At 71.5% G+C, this 12,234-nt stretch carries 10 protein-coding genes and 3 tRNA genes; 4 read left to right on the forward strand and 9 right to left on the reverse strand.

Translation table 11 applies throughout. The features are described from left to right. Positions 1–133 precede the first annotated feature (133 nt). The 5 genes from AAHZ94_RS16965 to AAHZ94_RS16985 form a co-directional block, all read right to left on the reverse strand. The gene (locus AAHZ94_RS16965; protein WP_349993741.1) at positions 134–568 is read right to left on the reverse strand and encodes a MaoC family dehydratase; all 435 of its coding nucleotides are present in this window, start codon (positions 566–568) and stop codon (positions 134–136) included. A gap of 5 nt (positions 569–573) precedes the next feature. Further along, on the reverse strand, positions 574–1,026 hold the full coding sequence (locus AAHZ94_RS16970; protein WP_349993742.1) for an FAS1-like dehydratase domain-containing protein: 453 nt from the start codon (positions 1,024–1,026) through the stop codon (positions 574–576). Positions 1,027–1,116: 90 nt separating this feature from the next. Then, a complete protein-coding gene (gene rpmG / locus AAHZ94_RS16975) occupies positions 1,117–1,281 on the reverse strand; it encodes a 50S ribosomal protein L33 (RefSeq protein ID WP_003956487.1) in 165 nt (54 codons plus the stop codon). A gap of 115 nt (positions 1,282–1,396) precedes the next feature. Beyond that, positions 1,397–1,469: transfer RNA gene (locus AAHZ94_RS16980), tRNA-Met, on the reverse strand. Between the two features lie 53 nt (positions 1,470–1,522). Further along, positions 1,523–1,595, reverse strand: a tRNA-Thr gene (locus AAHZ94_RS16985). Between the two features lie 374 nt (positions 1,596–1,969). Here AAHZ94_RS16985 and AAHZ94_RS16990 point away from each other — a divergent pair. Beyond that, positions 1,970–3,241: an amidohydrolase family protein gene (locus AAHZ94_RS16990; protein WP_349993743.1), complete on the forward strand. Its 1,272-nt coding sequence runs from the start codon at positions 1,970–1,972 to the stop codon at positions 3,239–3,241. A gap of 408 nt (positions 3,242–3,649) precedes the next feature. Here AAHZ94_RS16990 and AAHZ94_RS16995 read toward each other — a convergent pair whose 3' ends face one another. Then, the gene (locus tag AAHZ94_RS16995) at positions 3,650–4,969 is read right to left on the reverse strand and encodes a hypothetical protein (RefSeq protein WP_349993745.1); all 1,320 of its coding nucleotides are present in this window, start codon (positions 4,967–4,969) and stop codon (positions 3,650–3,652) included. 397 nt (positions 4,970–5,366) lie between these two features. Here AAHZ94_RS16995 and AAHZ94_RS17000 point away from each other — a divergent pair, with 397 nt between their 5' ends. Continuing rightward, the gene (locus AAHZ94_RS17000; protein WP_349993746.1) at positions 5,367–6,029 is read left to right on the forward strand and encodes an SDR family oxidoreductase; all 663 of its coding nucleotides are present in this window, start codon (positions 5,367–5,369) and stop codon (positions 6,027–6,029) included. Between the two features lie 594 nt (positions 6,030–6,623). Here the strand turns inward: AAHZ94_RS17000 and AAHZ94_RS17005 are convergent. Beyond that, positions 6,624–6,705, reverse strand: a tRNA-Tyr gene (locus AAHZ94_RS17005). Positions 6,706–6,902: 197 nt separating this feature from the next. Between AAHZ94_RS17005 and AAHZ94_RS17010 the strand changes: the two genes are divergently transcribed. Further along, on the forward strand, positions 6,903–7,391 hold the full coding sequence (locus tag AAHZ94_RS17010) for a YajQ family cyclic di-GMP-binding protein (protein ID WP_349993747.1): 489 nt from the start codon (positions 6,903–6,905) through the stop codon (positions 7,389–7,391). A gap of 167 nt (positions 7,392–7,558) precedes the next feature. Next, complete coding sequence (locus AAHZ94_RS17015) at positions 7,559–8,968, forward strand: phosphorothioated DNA-binding restriction endonuclease family protein (RefSeq protein WP_349993749.1); 1,410 nt, start codon at positions 7,559–7,561, stop codon at positions 8,966–8,968. A gap of 329 nt (positions 8,969–9,297) precedes the next feature. Here AAHZ94_RS17015 and AAHZ94_RS17020 read toward each other — a convergent pair whose 3' ends face one another. Beyond that, complete coding sequence (locus tag AAHZ94_RS17020; protein WP_349993750.1) at positions 9,298–9,690, reverse strand: YccF domain-containing protein; 393 nt, start codon at positions 9,688–9,690, stop codon at positions 9,298–9,300. A gap of 4 nt (positions 9,691–9,694) precedes the next feature. Next, positions 9,695–10,552: a zinc metalloprotease HtpX gene (gene htpX, locus AAHZ94_RS17025; protein WP_349993751.1), complete on the reverse strand. Its 858-nt coding sequence runs from the start codon at positions 10,550–10,552 to the stop codon at positions 9,695–9,697. Positions 10,553–12,234 lie beyond the last annotated feature (1,682 nt).

Here is a 12,234-nt window from a genome sequence, read left to right on the forward strand (position 1 = left end):
CCCCCCCCCCACCCCCCCCGCCCCCCCGCGGGGGGGCCCGGGCCCGGGAATCCCGGGGGGGGGGCGGGCCCGGGCGGGGGGGCGGGGGGGGCGGCCGGGGGCCGGGGGGGGGGGGGCCCGGCCTGCGGCCGACTCAGGCCAGCCGCACCACGGCGCGGGAGCGGCCGAGCACCTTGAGCTCGTTGCTGACCGCGGTGAGGTCGACGCGCACCGTACGGGCCTCGTCGTCGAGCTTGGCGCTGACCTTGGCGCTCACCTCGATCAGGGCGCCCTTCTCGTCGTTCGGTACGACGACGGGCTTGGTGAAGCGCACTCCGTACTCGGCGATCGCCGCCGGGTCACCCACCCAGTCGGTCACCACGCGAATGGCCACCGCCATGGTGAACATGCCGTGTGCAATCACATCCGGCAGTCCGACCTCCTTGGCGAACTTCTCATTCCAGTGGATCGGATTGAAGTCGCCGGAGGCGCCCGCGTACCGCACCAGGGTCTCGCGGGTCACCGGAAAGGACTGGGCGGGCAGTTCGGTGCCGACCTCGACGTCGTCGTACGCAATCTTCGCTGTCATCTGTCTCACTTCCCGTCAGCGCCACGGGCCACGAGCATCGTGCGCGCGGTCACCACGAGTTCGCCTCCCTTATCGTGCACGTCTCCGCGCACGACGAGGATGTCGTTACCCGCCATGGTTCGGACCGACTCAATGGTGGAAGTGACCGATAGCCAGTCCCCCGCCAGGACCGGACGGACATAACTGAAGCCCTGATCGCCGTGGACCACACGGTTGTAGTCCAGGCCGAGCTGTGGATCGTGCGTGACCTGATTCGCGGCACGGTAGGAGAGGGAGAACACAAAAGTCGGCGGCGCGACCACGTCCCGGTATCCGTGGGCCCGGGCCACCTCGGGGTCGGTGTAGATCCCGTTGGTCTCCCCGATCGCCTCGGCGAACTCACGGATCTTCTCGCGGCCCACTTCATACGGTTCGGTGGGCGGATAGGTCCGCCCGATGTAGCTCTCGTCGAGCGGCATCGCTCGCACCTCCTAGACGGTCGTGATCTTGCGGAAAAACGCCACGAGGCCGCCCCCAGGCTGGGAGCGGCCTCGTGAACGAGCCTGAAATTATCGCGTCTCGCGGTGCGCGGTGTGCGAGTTGCAGCGCGGGCAGTGCTTCTTCATCTCAAGACGGTCCGGGTTGTTACGCCGGTTCTTCTTGGTGATGTAGTTCCGCTCCTTGCACTCCACGCAGGCCAGCGTGATCTTCGGGCGGACGTCGGTGGCAGCCACGTGAGTGCTCCTTGAACGTGGGGCCGCCCCAAGGGATCGGTCCGAGGGGGCGGGTGGATGAACGCATAAAAGAGTAGCCGATCGAAGGACCGACCCCACAATCGGCTACTGTCAGTAGCGGTGACCGGACTTGAACCGGTGACACAGCGATTATGAGCCGCTTGCTCTACCGACTGAGCTACACCGCTGTGATGCGAGGGGCACCTACCTGGCGAACCAGATAGGTAACCTCACACATCAGAGCCCCAATACGGAATCGAACCGTAGACCTTCTCCTTACCATGGAGACGCTCTGCCGACTGAGCTATTGGGGCGAGCGATGAAGACATTACACGCTCTGCCGCCGATCGTGAAATCCGTATCGCCTCGCCAGACGGGTCGCCCCGTGACCACCGGGCGCGCGTCCTCCGGCACCACACCGGTACGACTATTCGGCTCCTCCTCGAAGCCGTACCGACCGCGCCCTAGGCTCGAAGCGCGCCGAGTGATCTTGGCGCAGCGCGCCTTTGCGCGCCCGCGCACGCCCCGTCGCCCGTCCGGCCCCCCCCCGGGCCGTCACCCGGAACCGCCCCCTGGACCCTCCACCCCCACCCCTTCGGAAGCCGCCCGCCCCACAACCGGCCGGCCGAAGAACACCGCAGGTCACGGCCCCCTCCCCGGCCGCACTTCTCGCCACTTCAGGAGCGCGATGCCCGATAGCCAGCCGCAGCCCCCCAGACCCGATGGCACCACGTCCGACGCGTCCGCGCTGCTGCTCAGCGGCGCCAGGCTCGCGGACGGGCGCACCGTCGACGTGCGGCTCAGTGGCGGTCGCGTCGACGCGGTGGGCACCGCGGGCAGCCTCGCCCCCGGCACCCGCGTGGACCTCAGCGGCTATCTGCTGCTGCCGGCCCCCGCCGAGCCGCACGGCCACGCGAACACGGCCCTCACCGCGGAGGCCGACGGCCCCGCCGCGTACGCCCCCGACGACATCCAGCGCCGTACGACCGAGGCCGCGCTGCTGCAACTCGGCCACGGCGCGACCGCGCTCCGCACCCACGTACAGATCGGCGACGTGACAGGGCTCACCCCGCTGGAAGCCGTGCTGCACGCGCGCCGGGCGCTGAACGGTCTGATCGACGTCTTCGCGGTCGCCATGCCGCGCACGCTGACCGGGATCGCCGGCGCCGACGGGCTCGCGATGCTGCGGGACGCGGTGAAGATGGGCGCCTCCGTCGTCGGTGGCTGCCCCGATCTGGACCCCGATCCGACCGGCCACGTCGAGGCCGTACTCGGGCTCGCCGCCGAACACGGCCTCCCCGTCGACCTGCACCTGGACGGCGACGACCCGGCGCTGCTCGCCCGGTTCGCGGCGATGGCCGGCGGGCTGCGGCCCGGGGTCACGCTCGGCCCGTGCGGCGGGCTCACGCAGTTGCCGCGCCAGCTCGCCCTGCGCGCGGCCGACCAGTTGGCCGCCGCCGACATCACGGTGTGTTGTCTGCCACAGGCGGAGTGCGGGGCGCTGGAAGAGCGGCGCTCGCCCGTCTCGCCGTGCGCTCCGGTACGCCTGCTGCGCGCCGCGGGCGTACGGGTCGCCGCAGGCAGCGGCACGCTCCGCGACACCGCGAACCCGGTGGGCCGCGGCGATCCGCTGGAGGCCGCGTTCCTGCTCGCCTCCCGGGAGGGCCTGACGCCGCAGGAGGCGTACGGGGCGATCAGCGACCGGGCCCGGGCCGCCATGGGGCTGCCGGCCGTTCGGGTGGAGGCGGGGTTTCCCGCGGAATTGCTGGCCGTACGCGGGGAGAGCGTGGCCGGCGCGCTCTCGCTCGCCTACAGCCGGGTGGTGGTGCACCGGGGCCGCGTGGTGGCGCGCACCAGCGCGGTCCGCGAGTACTGCGACTCGGCGGCGGTCGTCGCGCTCGACCTGCCCCGCCAGACCCGCCCCGACCAGGGCGAAGGGCGCCAGCCGCCGCGCGCTTGATTGAGCAGCCTGCTGCCCCGCCGGGGGTGCTCGGCTCCGGAGTGCTCTGGGCGCACGCCGGTGGGGCCGTACGCCCGGGGCGTCTGCTCCTCATGCCCTTGGGGCCGTACGCCCGTGGGGCCTGCGCCCTATTCCCGTGGGCCGTACGCCCATGGGATTGCTCCCTACTCCCACGGGGCCTTGTTCCGTACGCGCCGGCCGGCCCGCTCCGGTCGTAGCCCTAGCCGACGGGAGAGCGGGTCGGCTGATCCGCTGGCGCTGACTAGCCGAACTAGCTGCTGAGGAACGGGCCGGGGTGCCGCCAGGCGGAAGTGGTCGCGAGCGGTCGGAAAGTGGTCGCTGACCGGTCGGCGAGGGAACGCAGACCGGTCAGCAGACGGTCGTGGACCGGTCCCGGACCGGTCCCGGTCAGCCGTTGGAGCCGAGGCTCAAGCCCACGTCGCTGGCGTCGGCCTCGTCGCCGAAGAGGCTGTCGGACGCGTCGGGGCCGCCGTCCAGCGCGTCCCTGCCGAAGCCGTCGGAGAAGAGCGAACCGAGACCCATCATCAGGTCGTTGACGTCGACCTTCGTGGCGCCGGCCGGGGCGCCGATGTCGGTGGGCTCCTCGAACGCCAACTGCAACGGCAGCTTGTCGCCGCCCTTGGCCGCCAGCTTCGCCTTCAGCTTCTCGTCCAACTGCACCAGGTCCACCGTGGCGCCGCTGAGCTCGCCCTTCTTGAGCGCGAAGTCGACGGTGACCTTGTTGTTCGGGAGCTCCTTGATGTCCTTCGCGGTGGGGAGTTCCTTCGCCCCGCCCGGCAGCTCCTTGGCGATCGGGCGCACCGCGTTGACCAGCGCCGTCACCAGCGGCTGCACCGACGCGGTGGCGCGCACGAGGTCCGCGCCGTCCTTGCTCCCGGCCTTCTCGGTGACGACCTGCCCGGCGAACGCGTTCTTCAGCGAGGCCACCAGCTTCTTGCTGGTCTCCGCGCTGAGCGTGGGGTCGCTGCTGGGCTTGTCGGAGCCGGACTCCTCGTCGGCGAACTCGCCCATGTCGCGCTTGAGCGCCTCGATGTCGGCCATGTCGATCTTGATCCACTTGCCGGCCAGGATCGCCTCGGCGGCCTCGAAGCCCTCCGGGAGCTGCCCCTTCAACTCGTCGACGGAGGGCGCGGGCTCGCCGGAGAGCTTGGCGAACTGCGCCAGGTTCATCCGGTAATAGGCCGTATTGCCCACGAGCCGGTACTCGGCGACGTCCCCGCCCGGCCCGGATATCTTGAGCTGGCTGGCCGTCACATCCGCCTCGGACGAGGACTCCAGCGGCTTCTTGGACTTCGTGGAGAACGTCACCTGCGCCTTCGACAGGAACTCGGCCGCCTCCAGCGGCATCGGGTCGTCCTTGTCGTCGGCCAGCACCTGGAGGTGCTTGGGCGCCGCGTCGATGGACATCTGTACGGAGATCGAGTCCCGCTCACCGAGCTGGTCGGTGGCGCGCGAAAGACGCTGCCCGGCGGAGAGGTTCTCCTCGCTACCGCAGGCGGTGGAACCGGCTGCGAGCGCCACGGTGCAGCCGACAGCGACCAGGGACTTACGGATGGCGGTAATGGCAGGCTCCTCTTGCATGGCGGCGCGACCGAGGCTGCCCTCCCCGCGCTCCCTATTGACCACATGTCTTCGCACATGGATCACGATGTGCCCGGCCAGCGGGTCGGCGCCCCGTTGCGCCGCCATCCGCTCGCCGGAAGACATCTGACGCAGAGATGGTACGTACGAGCCATGGCCGTGGCTTCCCCATAACGGCCATTCCGTCCGCGCACGCCGCGTATTTCCCCGCGCTCCCCACCGGATTTCGGCGCGCTCCTCCCCACGGTGGAGCGCGCGGTACTCCCCCGAGAGGCCGCCTGAGCATCCGTCGGGAGGCGGGTCGCGGGGCCGGTTGCAGGGCTTGGGAGGGGGCTGCGGGGTGTCGGGGAGGCAGTTGCGAGACGGATGCGCTGTCCGCCCCACTCCGATCAGTCCCCGTCTACTCCCCGGGGAGACGCCGGCCCCTCCCCGGGGAGTAAGCACCGCACCACCGGGGGGGCGCCCCGACACAGCGGGAGCGGCGGCGGGACGCCCACCGGTCGGCACGGCGGACGGTCAAGGCATGCGCATTGTCATCGCTGGTGGACATGGTCAGATCGCGTTGCGGCTGGAACGACTGCTCGCCGGGCGCGGGGACGAGGTGGCGGGCATCATCCGCAGACCGGAGCAGGCGGGCGACCTGCTGGCGGCGGGCGCCGAGCCCGTCGTGTGCGACCTGGAGCACGCGTCGATCGCCGACGTCGCCCAGCACCTGGAGGGCGCGGACGCGGCGGTGTTCGCCGCCGGCGCGGGCCCCGGCAGCGGCACGGAACGCAAGGAGACGGTGGACCGCCGCGCCGCGGTCCTGTTCGCCGACGCCGCCGAGAGCGCCGGCGTACGCCGCTTCGTCGTCGTCTCGGCGATGGGCGCCGACAGCGCGCCCGCGCCCGACACGGACCCGGGCTTCGCCGCGTACCTGCGGGCCAAGGGCGCGGCCGACGCCGCGGTACGCGCCCGCCCCGCGCTCGACTGGACGATCCTGCGCCCCGGCCGCCTCACCGACGACCCCGGCACCGGCCTGGTCACCCTGGCCGATTCGACCGGCCGCGGCGCGGTCCCCCGCCAGGACGTGGCCGCGGTCCTGGTAGCCCTCCTCGACGCCCCGAACACCGCGGGCCGCACCCTGGACCTCATCGACGGCACGACCCCGATCGCGGAGGCGGTACGGGCGGCGGCTGCGGGTTAACGAATGCGAGCCCGGGGGGGGCGGGGCCGGGGGGGGGGGCCCCCCCTGCCCCCCGCCCCCACCGCCCCCCCCCCCCCGGCCCCCCCCCGGGGCCCCCCCCCCCCCGGGCCCCCCCCCGCGGGGGGGGGGGGGGGGGCCCGGGCCCCGCGGGGGGGGGGGGGGGGGCCGCCCCCCCCCGCGGCCCCCGGCCCCCCCCGCCCCGGCGCCCCCGGGGGCGGGGCCGGATATTTTTTTAAACCGCCCGGGGGGGGGGGGGGGGGGGCCCCCCCCCCCCCCCGGCTCCCGTACGTGGTGTCGCCAACAGGCGCATCGCCCGCGCGCGGTGGGGCGACGCCCCGGGCCCGGCCCCACCCCCGCCCCGTACCTCCCGTGAAGAAATACCGGGGCGAAATACGTGGCACGCCATTCGACGCGGCGCCGCGACAAGACGAGCGAACGGCGACACCAACACCTCGGAATTCACGACCACCGAGGTGAACCGACTCGGCGCCCGCGACCAGAGCACGTCAGGCTGTGGGGGGATTCCGGGCCGCGGGCACAACAAAACGGCCCCCGATCCGCGTTCCCGCAGATCAAGGGCCGTCTCCCAAAGCGTGGCGGCGCCAGGATTCGAACCTGGGTAGGCTAAGCCGACGGATTTACAGTCCGCTCCCATTGGCCACTCGGGCACACCGCCTGGGATATCGCCAGTAATTCGACCCTCCGCTTGGTTCGCTCGGGGTTTCCTGGCAACGACGTAAACCATACCCGATACCGGGGGGTGGTCCGCCACCGGGTTGATCGCCGCTGGAGCGCGGCCGAGGTAGCTAGGCTGGCAGCGCGGTCCGTAGGGCCGCTTCCCTGACGGATCTACGTACGAGGAGCCAACTCAATATGGCCGACTCCAGTTTCGACATCGTCTCGAAGGTCGAGCGGCAGGAGGTCGACAACGCCCTCAACCAGGCCGCCAAGGAGATCGCGCAGCGCTACGACTTCAAGGGCGTGGACGCCTCGATCGCCTGGTCGGGCGAGAAGATCGAGATGCGGGCCAACGCCGAGGAGCGGGTGAAGGCCGTGCTCGACATCTTCGAGACGAAGCTGGTCAAGCGCGGAATCTCGCTGAAGGCGCTGGACGCGGGCGAACCGCAGGCCTCCGGCAAGGAGTACAAGATCACCGCCTCGTTGCAGGAGGGGATCACGCAGGAGAACGCGAAGAAGGTCGCCAAGATCATCCGCGACGAGGGCCCCAAGGGCGTCAAGGCGCAGGTCCAGGGCGATGAGCTGCGCGTCTCCTCGAAGAGCCGAGACGACCTCCAGGCCGTCCAGGCCCTCCTCAAGGGCAAGGACCTCGACTTCGCGTTGCAGTTCGTGAACTACCGCTAGCCCCCACCGCCGGGCTGCCGGAAGTCGGCAACGCCCCGACCTCCGACAGCCCGGCGTCCGGTTTGGGCGGCCCGTCCAAGGCCGCACACCCGCCCCGCCGCACCCCTGCAAATGGCTTCGTACCAGGTCAGGGCCGATTGTCAGTGCCCTCCCTTACGGTTCGTGCCATGGCCTTCCAAGACGTCACGCGGGCAGCGGTACTGCGCGCCATCGAGGAGTACGACCGGCTGGGGCGAGACGCCTTCCTCCAGTCGTACGGATTCGGCGCGGCACGCCAGCTCCGGCTGTCGCACGAGGGCCGGCTCTACGACTCCAAGGCCGTCGTGGGCGCCGCGCACGGCCATCTGCCGGGGCGGTCGGCGCTCGGGCCGAAGGACTTCTCCGGCGGAGTGGCGACGGTGGTCGCGGTGTTGCGGCGGCTGGGATTCACGGTGGTCGACGCCGCGGTGACCGCCCCGGCCGCGCCCGCTGCGGCTACGGCTACGGCTGTGGCTGTGGCTGTGGCTACGGCTACGGCTACGGCTACGGCTACGGCTACGGCTACGGCTACGGAGGCGTCCGGGGAGGGCGACGCGGGGCGGCGGTCGGCGCAGGAGTACGGCACCTTCGAGGCCGCCATCGCCGAGCTGCGCATGCGGTCGACCGCCCGCGGACCCGCCCTCTACCAGCCGATACTGCTGTTGTGGGCCATCGGGCGGGCCCGGCACGGCGAGCCGCGGCTCACGCCGTGGAGCACGGTCGAGCGCGAGGTGGGGCGGCTGTTGTCCCGGCACGGAGCACGCGGCGAGCGTCCCCGCCCCGACTACCCCAGCGCCGACCTACACAGCGCCGGCCTGTGGGTCATGCACGACCACCCCGGCACGGCTCCCAGCGCGCACGGGGACAGCATGGTGGCCCAGTGGTTCAGAAACCACCAGCCGCGTACGGGGCTGTCTCCCGCGGTGTACGCGACGATGCGCGACTCGGGGCCGGACCGCGCGCGCTGCGTGCACATCCTGCTCGCGTACTTCGACGGCGTCTCCGCCGACGCCCTCCACGCCCTGCTCACCGACGTCGGGCTGGGCGATGAGGCGTTCCCTTCGTCCCCGTCCGACCCGTCGCCCCTGCCGGGTCAGCCGCCTCATCCTGCCGCGTCCGCCCGCGCATCCGACGGCGAGCAGGACGCGATACCGCGGGACGTGCTGATCGCTGCTCGGTACGAGCGGCTGTGCCAACTCGTGGAGCACGACGAACCGGCTCGGCACGGGCAGCGAGTGCCACGGCAGTCGGAGCAGCCGTTGCGTTCGCGGCGGGCGCGGGAGGCGGCGTTGCTCCGTAGCCACGGGCGGTGTGAGAACCCGCGCTGCTCCGGGCAACCGCAGGACGTGACAGACCGCGGGCAGCCCATCCTGGAGGTCGACCACGTACAGGAGCTGGCGGCGGGCGGGCGCGATCACCCTGCGCAGATGGTGGCCCTGTGCCCCAACTGCCATGCGATCAAGACCCGCGGGAGTACGCGCGAGAGCCTGTGGGCCGAGTTGGCAGCGGTCGCCGAGCGTCGACACCACGGCATACGTGCTGCTGCGGTAGGCACGTAACGGCGGCGGGCGGCGTGGCTGGTAGCTGTTGGCTGGTGGCCCGGCCGTGGGCGGCGTGGCTGGCTGTTGTTGGCTGGTGGCCCGGCGGGCACGGCGGTGAGCGGTCCCGCGGTTGCTGGCCTGGCTGTGGTGGCCTGGCCGTGGGCGGTCCGGCGGTAGGTGTCGCTGGCCGGGTGGTGTTTGGGCCAGGTGGTCGGTGGGTCGGCGGGCCGTAGGCCGGTGGGCTGGTCCGGGCGGGAGAGCGGTGCGGTTCGCACGGCGTGTGGGTGCGATGCGTGCGGCAGGTACGGCGGGGTCGATGCGCCCGACTCCCCCGGCCCGTGGACCGGTCAGCGTGCCGCGAAGGGCTGGTCGGTGGGGACGATCTCGCGGCCCAGGGGGGTCAGGGAGACGGGGATCAGCTTGAAGTTGGCCACGCCCAGCGGGATGCCGATGATCGTGAGGCAGAGCAGGACGCCGGTGATGACGTGGCCCAGCGCCAGCCACCAACCAGCGAGCACCAGCCACAGGACGTTGCCGACGCAGGACGGGGCACCGGCGTCGCGGCGCTCCACAGCGGTGTAGCCGAAGGGCCACAGTGCGAAGCGGGCGATGCGGAAGGAGGCGATGCCGAAGGGGATGCCGATGATCGTGATGCAGAGGATGAGGCCGGCCAGCACATAGGCACAGGCCAGCCAGAAGCCGGACAGGACCAGCCAAATGACGTTCAGGATCGTCTTCATCGGGCTAGTGTCCCGCCATTTTCTCCAGCCGACTGATCCGTTCTGCCATGGGCGGATGCGTGGAGAACAGCTTGGCCGTGCCCGCCCCCGGCCGGAACGGATTGGCGATCATCATGTGGCTCGCCGTCTCCAACCGGGGCTCCGGCGGCAGGGGCAGCGCCTTCGTACCGGCTTCGAGCTTGCGCAGGGCATTGGCCAGGGCGAGCGGATCGCCAGTGAGCTGCGCGCCCGACGCATCCGCCTCGTACTCACGGGAGCGGCTGACGGCGAGTTGGATCACTGACGCGGCCAGCGGGCCCAGGATCATGATCAGCAGCATGCCAAGGAAGCCGGGGCCGTCGTCATCGTCGGACCGGCCGATGGGGATCAGCCAGGCGAAGTTCACCAGGAACATCACCACGCTCGCCAGCGCGCCCGCGACGGAGGAGATGAGGATGTCGCGGTTGTAGACGTGGCTCAGCTCGTGGCCGATGACGCCGCGCAGTTCGCGTTCGTTGAGGAGCCGCAGGATGCCGTCGGTGCAGCACACGGCCGCGTTGCGGGGGTTGCGCCCGGTGGCGAAGGCGTTGGGCGCGTCGGTCGGCGAGATGTACAGCCGGGGCATCGGCTGCCGCGCGGCCGTGGAGAGCTCGCGCACCATCCGGTAGAGCTCGGGTGCCTCGAACTCGCTGACCGGCCGCGCCCGCATCGCCCGCAACGCCAGCTTGTCGCTGTTCCAGTACGCGTACGCATTGGTGCCGAGCGCGACGACGACAGCGATGATCAAGCCAGTACGGCCGAACATCCCGCCGAAGACGATGATGAGGGCGGACAGTCCCCCGAGGAGTACGGCGGTCTTGAGCCCATTGTGCCGGCGGTGCACGGTACGCCCTCCAAGTGGTACGGCAGGGGGAACCCTTTCGCGGTTTCTCCAGCTTCCAGTGGACCCTCCATCACTGGTCAACGCCAGATGAGAGGTCCTAGTTCCCTTGTGCCGAAGCACCCGTCGGGCCCGCCATACGGGGGTTCCCCGACGACGGACGGCGTCCCGTGCGGGCCCTCGGTGCGGGTGGTGATGCCGCTGCCCGGAGGCGTTCGGGCAGGTCATGACGGGACGGGGACGGGTGCAGGAGTGGCGTGATCATGGCCTTCGCGGGCGTCTGGCTCTCGCGGGCGCACAGGCCCCGGTCGTACGGGCCGGCCACTCATCGGCTTCGACCGGTCTGACTCGGCTTACGGGGTGAGGGCCGCCACGCTGTGCGCTGGGAGGCAACCCTGCCGGAGGGACTGGGGACAACCCTGCCGGACGGGGTAGTCGGGGGCCACGGCAGGCGGCCGACGGCACGTGGTGGTATTTCTCCGGGTGTGTCGGGCCACACGTATCCACATCGGCCCGGCCGTGTGGCGGGAGACCGGTGGTGGTCGGTGCTGGTGCCTCGTCGGGATACGTCGGGCCGCCCGCGGCAGCATCGGCCGGGCCATGTGGCGGGCACCGCCCGCCTCGCGTCACCGCCACCACCACCGCCTCGCGTCACCGCCACCGCCACCGCCGCCGCCGCCGCCACGAGGTGAGCAGATCGTGGACGGCTTGTATACAAGCTGCCGAGCAGGCGCACACGAGCGGTCGACCTCCGCCCGCCGGGGTATGCGCCGCCCGGCCGAGCGCCGCCCTTGAGTACCGGTCGTCGGCAACTTGTATCCGTAGCGTCGACCAGCCAACCAACCGACCGGCCGCGATGCCACCCGCCCGCGGCCCGCCCGCCTGCACGGCTGGCCTCCAGTGGCTCGCGTATAGCCCGTATACAAGCAGCCGAGCAGGCGCACACCAGCGGTCGACCAGTCAGCCGCCCCGGCATGCACCACCGTTCGTCAGCCACCCCTGCAACCTGGTCGTCGACAGCTCGCATACAAGGTGTCGACCATCTGACCAGCGAAGACGCCGCTTGGCCTGCCGGTCACTTACTTGCGGGGACTGGCGTCAGCGGCTCGTATACAAGCTGCCGACCAGGCGCACACCGACAGTCGACCAACTGCCACGCCGCATCACGCGCCGCCGCCCGTCGAGTACCTCTGCGGGCCGGCTGCCAGCAGCTTGTATACAAGCTGCCGAGCAGGCGCACACCAGCAGTCGGCCGGTCGCCCAGCCGGCGGGTGTCCGCACACATCCTGTATACAACCCGTGCATCACACTGCTCCCCCACTAGAGCCCTGCCCCATCCGTACACCTCCCACGCGCCCCACTCAGCCCCCGCAGCCCCCGCGCCCCGCGCCGGACAGTAGCCCGCACGCGCACAGCGACCAGGCCGGCGGCGACCGGGTTAGAGGCGGCCAAGGCCAAGGCGACCGAGGCGGAGACGACCGGGGCCGAGGTGACCGGACTGGGACGGGGCCGCGCTGGAGGCGGCCCGTTAGAAGAGGGTTGCCGAGGCGAAGTGCAGGACGAGTTGGGGGGCGCCGGAGAGGGCGATGCCGATGGCGGTGGTCAGGGCGATCGTGGCCAGGAGGGGGGCCGGGATGCGGGGGGTGTGGGAGTCGGGGGTGGAGGCGGTGGGTCGGGGAGCGGCG

Origin of the sequence: Streptomyces sp. HSW2009, assembly GCF_040240285.1 — a bacterium.
Lineage (GTDB): Bacteria > Actinomycetota > Actinomycetes > Streptomycetales > Streptomycetaceae > Streptomyces.